Annotated in this window: 7 protein-coding genes; all 7 read left to right on the plus strand. The window is 73.4% G+C overall.

Annotated features, from left to right (window positions below; translation table 11 throughout):
- Positions 1–75: 75 nt before the first annotated feature.
- Genes ACI79C_RS20145 through ACI79C_RS20175 form a run of 7 tightly spaced genes read left to right on the plus strand, consistent with a single transcriptional unit; the run spans position 76 to position 7732 of the window.
- The gene (locus ACI79C_RS20145; protein ID WP_456947465.1) at positions 76–690 is read left to right on the plus strand and encodes an SIS domain-containing protein; all 615 of its coding nucleotides are present in this window, start codon (positions 76–78) and stop codon (positions 688–690) included.
- Complete coding sequence (gene xylB / locus ACI79C_RS20150; protein WP_456947466.1) at positions 687–2186, plus strand: xylulokinase; 1500 nt, start codon at positions 687–689, stop codon at positions 2184–2186. The genes ACI79C_RS20145 and xylB overlap by 4 nt, the downstream gene beginning before the upstream one ends.
- Complete coding sequence (locus ACI79C_RS20155) at positions 2183–2893, plus strand: hypothetical protein (RefSeq protein WP_456947467.1); 711 nt, start codon at positions 2183–2185, stop codon at positions 2891–2893. Before xylB ends, ACI79C_RS20155 begins: the two co-directional genes overlap by 4 nt.
- A complete protein-coding gene (locus ACI79C_RS20160; protein ID WP_456947468.1) occupies positions 2890–3939 on the plus strand; it encodes an NAD(P)-dependent alcohol dehydrogenase in 1050 nt (349 codons plus the stop codon). Before ACI79C_RS20155 ends, ACI79C_RS20160 begins: the two co-directional genes overlap by 4 nt.
- A complete protein-coding gene (locus ACI79C_RS20165; RefSeq protein WP_456947469.1) occupies positions 3936–5585 on the plus strand; it encodes a sugar ABC transporter ATP-binding protein in 1650 nt (549 codons plus the stop codon). The genes ACI79C_RS20160 and ACI79C_RS20165 overlap by 4 nt, the downstream gene beginning before the upstream one ends.
- A complete protein-coding gene (locus ACI79C_RS20170) occupies positions 5582–6607 on the plus strand; it encodes an ABC transporter permease (protein ID WP_456947470.1) in 1026 nt (341 codons plus the stop codon). The genes ACI79C_RS20165 and ACI79C_RS20170 overlap by 4 nt, the downstream gene beginning before the upstream one ends.
- Positions 6608–6658: 51 nt before the next feature.
- Positions 6659–7732, plus strand: a complete 1074-nt coding sequence (locus ACI79C_RS20175) for a substrate-binding domain-containing protein (RefSeq protein WP_456947471.1) — start codon at positions 6659–6661, stop codon at positions 7730–7732.
- The last annotated feature ends 118 nt before the right edge of the window (positions 7733–7850 follow it).

Here is a 7850-nt window from a genome sequence, read left to right on the forward strand (position 1 = left end):
ACAGGACTTGACCTATGAGCAAGCGGTGAGCAAACTCACCGCGTCGCAATGTCGCGAGGACAGGCAGGTCGGTTGGTGGGTGAGGTCGACGTGGAGGGGCGGGCGCGGGCCTTGCTCCTCCGTCAGGCGGATGCGCTGCGCAGCCTCGCCGACCAGCTCGGGCCCTCCTTCCACGCGGTCGTGGCTCGGGTGGCCGGCGTGCGCGGCAAGGTCGTCACCATCGGCGCGGGGACGTCGGGGAACGTCGCCGCCCGGCTGGCGCACCTGCTCTCGGTGTGCGGCACTCCGGCGTTCTCCCTCCCGGTGCTGGACGCCCTGCACGGTGGTGTCGGAGCGGTCACCGCGGAGGACGTCGTCATCGCGTTCTCCAAGGGCGGTCGCTCCGAGGACATCACCGCCCTCGTCACACTCCTGGGCGCGCGGGGGGTCCACGTCGTGGCCGTCACCGAGGCCCCGGAGTCCCCGTTCGCCCGGGCCGCCGGCACCGTGGTCGCGCTGCGCACCGAGCCTGCCGACGCCGACCTCGGGGGACTGGTCGCCACCGGCAGCACCCTGGTCGCCTCGGCCTGGGGGGACGCGCTGACCGCGGTCCTGATGGAGCTGCGGGGGCACACCCTCAGCGACGTGGTGGCCGCACACCCGGCCGGTGTCGTGGGCCTGGCTCGGGTGCACGAGGGGGCCGGCGGATGAGCCCGCGTGTGGTCGTCGGCGTCGACTCCTCGACGCAGTCCTGCAAGGCCGAGGTGCGCGACGTCGAGACCGGGGCCCTGCTCGGCACGGGCGCGGCGCCGCACCACCCCGCCTTCCCGCCGTGCAGCGAGCAGGACCCACAGGACTGGTGGACCGCCGCCTCGACGGCCATCCGCTCGGCCCTGGCGTCCGCCGGGTCGCGGGGCGGGGACGTCGCGGCCCTCTCGGTCGCCGGGCAGTGCCACGGGCTGGTCGCACTCGACGGCGCCGACCGCGTGCTGCGGCCGGCCAAGCTGTGGAACGACACGACGTCGACGCCCCACCTGCGGCGGCTGCGGTCGGTGATCGACGACGGGACCTGGGCCCGTCGCGTCGGCTCGGTGCCCACCGCGGCCTTCACCGTGGGCAAGCTGGCCTGGCTGGCCGCCGAGGAACCACACCACTTCGCGGCGCTGCGCCGGGTGCTGCTCCCGCACGACTACCTGACCCACCGGCTCACCGGGCGCTACGTCACCGACCGCTCCGAGGCGTCCGGGACGGCGTACTTCGACGCCGTCCGCGGCGAGTACGCCCTCGAGGTCCTCGCGGCGGTCGCCCCCCGGGCCGACTGGCCGGACCTGCTGCCGGAGGTCCTGGGGCCCTCGCAGCCGGCGGGGACGGTGCTGCCCGAGGTGGCCGAGCAGCTCGGCCTGGCCCCGACCACTCTCGTCGGCGCCGGTGGCGGCGACCAGCACGCGGCTGCGCTGGGGCTGGGGATGCGCAGTGGCGACGTCCTGTACGTGCTGGGGACCTCCGGCGTCGTGGCCGCCTCGTCACCGCGTCCGGTGCACGACCCCAGCGGCCTGGTCGACGGCGTCGCCGACATGACCGGCGGCTGGCTCCCGCTGGTGTCGACGCTCAACGCCGCACGGGTCACCGACGCCTTCGCGCGGCTGCTGGGCGTGGGGCACGCCGAGCTGGCCCGGCTCGCGCTGGCGGCGCCGGCCGCGACGGGGCCCGTGCTGGTCGCCTACCTCGACGGGGAGCGGAAGCCGGACCGCCCGGAGGCCCACGGTGTCCTCGCCGGCATCACCTCCGCCACCACACGCGAGGACGTCGCCCGGGCGGCGTTCGAGGGGGTCCTTCTCGGCCTCGTGGACGGGCAGGAACACCTCCGGACCTGTGGGGTCGACGTCGACGGCCGGGTGCTGGCCGCCGGGGGTGGGGCCCGGTCCCCGGCCTACACCCAACTGCTGGCCGACCTCACCGGCCGCCCGGTCGAGGTCGCCGACGAGGGCGACGCCGGCGAGGCCACCGCCCGGGGCGCGTGCGTGCAGGCCGCTGCGGTGGCCACCGGCACCGACGTCACCGAGGTCCGCGACGCCTGGCGGCCGGACGCGCAGGTGCGCGCCGTGCCGCGGGCCACGACCCGTGACCCGCGCCCGCTGTACGCGGCGGTCGCCGCCTCCTCGGCGGTCCTCCCGCCTGCCGCGCACACGCCGCTGGCGGCGCGATGACCGCCCCGATCACCGGCCGCGGCGCCGTGGTGCAAACGTGGGACACGCCGCCGGGCGTCAGCACCGCCGGCAGTCTGTACGCACTGCCGCCGGAGTCCAGGCTCGTGGCCGCCACGCTGCTGCACGCAGGGGGCCACTGGGTGCACGTCGACGTCCTCACCGCGGGTGGCCGGGCCGTCGGCGGCGTGGCGGTCGAGACCCTCGCGGCCGTGCGCGCCGCCCTGCCGGCGGCCCGGGTGGAGGTGCACGTCATCGAGCGCGCGTCCGGCCCTGCCGGGCCCGGCCCGGACGACCTGCTGGAACGGCTGCTGGCGGCGCGCCCCCAGCGGCTGGTCCTGCCGCCCGGGTGGTGTGCCGCCGGGAGCCCGGCAGTGCGCCGGGTCCGGGGCTCCGGCGGCGAGGTCTGGAGCGAGGTGGCGCCGACCGTCGCCGTCGACGTGGTCCGTGGCCTGGCCGATGCGGTGGACGGTGCGCTTGTCATGCTGATCCAGCCCGGCACCCGTGAGGCCGCCGACCTCTCCAGGCTGGACACCGTGCGGCAGCTCGCCGGTCACCTGCCCGTGGGGGTCGACGGCGGCGTGCGCCCGGAGCACACCGCGGCCTGCGTCGCCGCCGGCGCCGTGCACATGGTCTCCGGACGTGCTCTCCTGCAGCCCACGGACCCCGTCGGCATCCCTGTCCCTGTCCCTCTGGAAGGAGCCCGATGAGCGCAGTGAACGCGGTCGCAGAACAGATCCCGGAGTCCATGCGGGCGAGCGTGCTCGTCGCCGCCAACACCGTGGTCGTGGAAGAACGTCCGGTGCCCGCCGTCCCGCTCGGGGAGGTGCTCGTCGAGGTCTCCGCGGTGGGGGTCTGCGGCTCGGACGTGCACTACTACCGGCACATGCGCGCCGGGGACTTCGTCGTCGACGCCCCGCTGGTGCTCGGGCACGAGGTGGCCGGCCGCATCGTCGCCGTCGGCGAGGGGGTCGACCCCGCCCGGGTGGGGCAGCGGGTGGCGATCGAGCCACAGCGGCCGTGTCACGTCTGCCGGCAGTGCGTCGAGGGCCGCTACAACCTCTGCCCGAACATGCGCTTCTACGCCACGCCGCCGGTCGACGGCGCCTTCACCCAGTTCATCACCGCGCCGTCGATGTTCGCGCACACGCTGCCCGACACCCTCTCCGACGACGCCGGCGCGCTGCTGGAGCCGCTGTCCGTGGGCATCGCCTCCATGCGCAAGGCCGCCATCAGCCCGGGCGACACGGTGCTCATCGCCGGCGCCGGCCCCATCGGCATCATCACCGCCCAGACGGCCCGGGCCTTCGGGGCTCGGGAGGTCATCGTCTCCGACCCCGTGGGACCGCGGCGGGAGCGGGCGCTGGAGTACGGAGCCACCTCCGTCGTCGACCCGACCAGCGAGGACCTCGTCGGTCTCGACCTGGGGGTGGACGCGTTCATCGACGCCAGCGGCGCGGCGCCGGCGATCACCGCGGGCATCCGCTCGGTGCGCCCCGCCGGCACCGTCGTGCTGGTCGGCCTGGGCAACAGCGAGCTCGCCCTGCCGGTCTCGGTCATCCAGGACCGCGAGATCACCGTGACCGGCATCTTCCGCTACACCAACACCTGGCCGCTGGCGATCCACCTGGTGTCCTCCGGCCAGGTCGACGTCGACTCGCTGGTCACCGGCCGGTTCGACCTGGACCACGTCCAGCAGGCGCTGGAGTCCGACCGCGACCCCGGCAGCCTCAAGTCGATCGTGGTGCCGGCATGAGCCGCCCGGCAGCCGCGTCAGGGGCGACCGCCGCGGGCGCGACGGCCACGCTGGCGGACCCGGACGCGGTGGCGCTGGAGTGCCGCGGTCTGGTCAAGTCCTTCGGCGGTGTCCCAGTGCTCAAGGGCGTGTCCCTGTCCCTGCCGCTGGGTACCGTCACGGCCCTGGCCGGTGAGAACGGGGCCGGCAAGTCCACCCTGATGAAGATCGCCTCCGGGCAGTACCGCGCCGACGAGGGATCGGTCTTCGTCGGTGGACACGAACTCCACGCCGGTGACATCCGTGCCGCCCACCGCCTGGGCGTCGCGATCGTCCCGCAGGAGCTGGCTGCGATCGACCACATGACCGTGTACGAGAACCTGTTCGTCGGGCACGAGATCAAGACGCGGCTGGGGACCCTGGACCGCCGGGCCATGATCACGAAGGCCCGGTCCATGCTCGAGGTGTTCGGCGTGGACATCGACCCCGGCGCCAGGATGGGCACGCTCCCTGTCGGACTGCAGCAGATCGTCGAGATCGTGAAGAACTCCAGCCGCGGCGCCCGCGTCCTGCTGCTGGACGAGCCGACCTCGGCGATCGACGAGAAGGAGGTCGAAGGCCTCTACGAGGTCGTCCGCCAGCTGCGTGACCAGGGCGTGGCCATGGCCTTCACCACCCACAAGATGGGCGAGATGCGAGCGCTGGCCGACCGCGTCGTCGTCCTGCGGGACGGCGGCCTGGTCCTGGACGCCTCGATGAGCGAGGTGCACGACGACGACATCGTCACCGCGATGATCGGCCGTGACCTGGAGGACCTGTTCCCCGAGGTGCGTCCGGCCGGCACCGAGGTGGGTCTGGAGGTCCGCGACCTGCACGTCAGCGGCGCCCCGGGGCCGGTGTCACTGAGCGTCCGCCGCGGCGAGGTGCTGGGACTGGCCGGCCTCGTGGGGGCCGGCCGGACCGAACTGATCGAGGGCATCTTCGGGGTGCGCACGACCCTGTCGGGGGAGATCAGCGTCGCGGGCCGGCCGGTGAAGCGGCACAGCCCGGCGGCCTCCATCGCCGCCGGCATGGCGCTGGTCCCCGAGGACCGCAAGCGGGCCGGTGCCGTGCTGGGGATGAGCGTCCTGGACAACGGTTCGCTGCCCCGGCTGGGGTCCTTCGACGTCGCGGGGTGGCTCAAGCAACGCGCCCGCGCCGGTGCCGTCGGTGAGGCGATGAAGTCCGTCCGGCTGCGCAGCCGCGGGCTCGGCCAGGAGGTCGGCACCCTCTCCGGGGGCAACCAGCAGAAGGTCGTCCTGGCCCGCTGGCTCACCGAGCACGTCGACGTGCTCCTGCTCGACGAGCCGACCCGGGGCGTCGACATCGGCGCCCGCTCGGAGATCTACCGGATCATCACCGAGCTGGCCGAGGCCGGCATGGCCGTCGTCATGGCCTCCTCCGACATGCCCGAGGTGCTCGGGCTCGCCCACCGCGCGCTGGTCATGCGCGAGGGCGCCGTGGTGGGGGAGCTGGACCGCGAGGCCCTCTCCCGGCCCGACGTCCAGGACGTGATGTTCCGGCTGGCCTCCGGGCTGGGCGATCGCTCCACCACGCCGGAGACGGCACCGAACTCCCAGGGCACCGCGCCCACCTCCGACTCCTCCGGGAAGGACCCCCAGTCATGACCGCGAGCACGCAGACCCCTGCGAGCAGCGCCCCAGCCGCGGAGAACACACCGGCGCACGACGCCGGCCGGCGCTGGACCGCCGAGTGGTTCAAGGACCAGTTGGCACGGCGCTCGATGCTGATCGTGCTGGCCCTGGTCATCGCCTACTTCAGCTACCGCAGTGCCCGCTTCAGCACGCTGGACAACCTGCAGACGATCCTCGTCGCGGCGGCTCCCTTCGCGCTCATCGCGCTGGGGCAGACCCTGGTCATCCTGACCGGCGGGATCGACCTGTCGGTCGGCAGTGTCATCGCCGTCGCCGGCATGACGTCGGCAGCGGTGGCCGCGGCGAACCCCGGCCAGGTGTGGCTGACCGTGGTGTCGGCGATGGCGGTCGGCCTGCTGGCCGGTTCGATCAACGGCCTGCTCGTCTCCCGGGTGGACGTGCCACCGTTCATCGTCACGCTGGGGATGTTGACCGCGGGGTCGGGGGTCGCCTACGTCATCGGCGGCGGCGCCCCGATCAACGGCCTGCCCGCGGAGTTCGGCAAGATCGCGAACACCACGGTCTTCGGCCTCCAGATCCCCGTCATCGTCATGATCGTCGGGATCATCGCCGCCGGCATCATCATGCGCAGCACCTCCTACGGGATGCGCGTGTACGCCGTCGGCGGCAACCGGGTCGCGGCCGAGATCGCCGGCGTCAACGCCCGCCGCGTGCTGTTCAGCGTCTACGCCATCAGCGGGCTGCTGGCCGGCCTCTCCGGCGTCATGCTGGCCTCCCGCGTCATCTCCGGTCCCCCCACGCTGGGCGCCGGCTACGAGCTGGACGCCATCGCCGCCGTCGTGATCGGCGGGGCCAGCCTGATGGGTGGCCGCGGCACGGTCTGGGGCACCGCCCTCGGCCTGATCCTCATCCAGACCCTCAACAACGGCCTGGACATCCTCATCGTGCCTGCCTACTGGCAGAGCGTGATCTCGGGCGTCCTGATCGTCGCCGCCGTCGCGGTCGACGTGTGGACCACCCGACGCCGGGTCTAGCCACCGGTCCGTCCCACCCGCACCACCCACCCGCACATCCGAAGGAGAATCGTGTTGCGATTCCGGAAGACCCTCGTGGGCCTCGCCCTCACGGCCGTCGCCGTACCCCTCGCCGCCTGCGGCGCGGGGGACCCCAACGCCGGGGGTGGTGGCGGCGGTGACGCCGGCGGCGCCCAGCCGCTGCGGATCGGCGTCAGCGTCTACAACATGTCCTCGTTCATCACCGCGGGCAAGGAGGGCATGGAGGCCTACGCGGCGGCCAACGACATCGAGCTGCTGTGGAACTCGGCCAACCTCGACGTCAACACCCAGGCGTCCCAGCTCGACCAGTACGTCCAGGCCGGCGTCGACGCGATCGTCGTCGTCCCCGTCCAGGCGGACTCGCTCGGCCCGCAGGTGGCGGCGGCCAAGGCCGCCGGCATCCCGGTGGTCCCGGTCAACGCCGCGCTGAACAACCCCGACGTGGCCGGGAACGTGCAGCCCGACGACGTGGCCGCCGGGGAGCAGGAGATGCAGATGATGGCCGACAGGCTCGGCGGGAAGGGCAACATCGTCGTCCTGCAGGGCCCGCTGGGCCAGTCCGGTCAGCTGGACCGGCAGGAGGGCATCGAGAACATCCTGGCCAAGTACCCGGACATCAAGGTGCTCGCCCAGGACACTGCCAACTGGCAGCGTGACGAGGCCGTCAACAGGATGAAGAACTGGATCTCCGCGTTCGGCCAGGACATCAACGGCGTCGTCTCGCAGAACGACGACATGGGCCTCGGCGCCCTCCAGGCGCTCAAGGAGGCCGGCCGGACCGACGTCCCGATCGTCGGCATCGACGGCATCGAGGACGGGCTCAACGCCGTCAAGAGCGGTGAGTTCATCGGCACGATGCTGCAGAACGGCACCGTGGAGCTGTCCGCCGGCCTCGCCGTGGCGGCCAAGATCGCCAGGGGTGAGGAGGTCAACACCGAGCCGGTCTACATCATGCCGAAGATCACGCAGGACAACGTCGACGACGCGATCAAGAACGTGGTCACCGAGCGTGAGGCCTTCCTCGAGCAGCTGCCGCAGATGACCGAGGAGAACCTGCAGACCGGGAACATCGCCTACGAAGGCCTGCCCGGCCAGGAGAAGTGATCCAGGGGCCGGGCGCGCTCGCCGCACTCGGCCCCTGGGGGGGGGGCCCCCCCCCCGGGGCCCGGCGCCCCCCCCCGGGCGGGGGGGGGGCGGCGCGGGCCGCCCCCCCCCCCCCGCC

The organism is Geodermatophilus sp. SYSU D00697 (assembly GCF_054050175.1).

Coding starts and splice junctions, on each gene's coding strand:
- ACI79C_RS20170 (WP_456947470.1), top strand. CDS start 5,582: ATGACCGCGAGCACGCAGACCCCTGCGAGCAGCGCCCCAGCCGCGGAG.
- ACI79C_RS20160 (WP_456947468.1), top strand. CDS start 2,890: ATGAGCGCAGTGAACGCGGTCGCAGAACAGATCCCGGAGTCCATGCGG.
- ACI79C_RS20155 (WP_456947467.1), top strand. CDS start 2,183: ATGACCGCCCCGATCACCGGCCGCGGCGCCGTGGTGCAAACGTGGGAC.
- xylB (WP_456947466.1), top strand. CDS start 687: ATGAGCCCGCGTGTGGTCGTCGGCGTCGACTCCTCGACGCAGTCCTGC.
- ACI79C_RS20165 (WP_456947469.1), top strand. CDS start 3,936: ATGAGCCGCCCGGCAGCCGCGTCAGGGGCGACCGCCGCGGGCGCGACG.